We start from the raw sequence: 1,038 nt of genomic DNA on the forward strand, positions 1-1,038 counted from the left end.
ACACGGGAATGCCCGTTACAGCATCAGAGTATGAACCTGATAGACAGGCGTACTTGTTAAGGCTTATATAGTGATATATAGGTGAATTAAGGTGGTAACACGGCAGATGATAATCTCTCGTCCTTAGGGATGAGGGATTTTTTATTTATACAGTAGCGAAAGGAGATAGAGAAAAATGATTATTGTATTTAAACCCAAAACAACTGATGAAGATGTACAAAAAATAGTCAAACAGGTAGAGGACAAAGGACTCACAACGCATATTGTTGTGGGAACAGAAACAACAATTATTGGAATGATTGGAGATGTCACAAAGGTTGATCCGAAACAACTGGAGGTTTCACCTGTTGTCGATCATGTGATGCGTGTCAGTGAACCATATAAACTGGCAAACCGTGCCTTTCATCCAGAAGATTCCATCATTGATGTTGCTGGTGTCAAGGTTGGTGGAGATCATTTAGCATTGATTGCAGGTCCATGTTCTGTTGAATCCAAGGAACAGGTTATCATGATTGCCAAAGCTGCCAAGGCAGCAGGAGCTAACATGTTAAGAGGTGGTGCATTCAAGCCAAGAACATCACCCTATGCTTTCCAGGGAATGGGAACAGCTGGATTGGATATCTTGTTAGCTGCAAAGAAAGAAACAGGATTACCCATTGTGTCAGAATTAATGAGTGCTGAGTATATTGAAGAATTCAATGAAAAGGTTGACTTGGTACAGATTGGCGCAAGAAATATGCAAAACTTTGATCTTTTAAAAGAAGTAGGAAAAAGATGTACAAAGCCAATCTTATTAAAACGTGGATTAAGTGCAACATATGAAGAATGGATCATGAGTGCAGAATATATCATGGCCAGCGGGAACCCCAATGTGATTCTATGTGAAAGAGGGGTCAGAACATATGAAACCTACACAAGAAATACATTAGACTTACAGGCGATACCTGTCATCAAAAGATTAACACACTTGCCAATCATTATAGACCCATCACATGCAGGAGGAAAATGGTGGCTGGTAGAGCCAATGGCTAAGGCAGC

Annotated in this window: 1 protein-coding gene; it reads left to right on the forward strand. The window is 40.3% G+C overall.

The genetic code is table 11. The features are described from left to right. Positions 1-175: 175 nt before the first annotated feature. A partial coding sequence (gene aroF / locus E0K96_RS12045; protein WP_168083448.1) for a 3-deoxy-7-phosphoheptulonate synthase occupies positions 176-1,038 on the forward strand: 863 nt, incomplete at its 3' end.

Source organism: Massilimicrobiota sp. SW1139, assembly GCF_012027715.1.
Taxonomy (GTDB): domain Bacteria; phylum Bacillota_I; class Bacilli_A; order Erysipelotrichales; family Coprobacillaceae; genus Allocoprobacillus; species Allocoprobacillus merdigallinarum.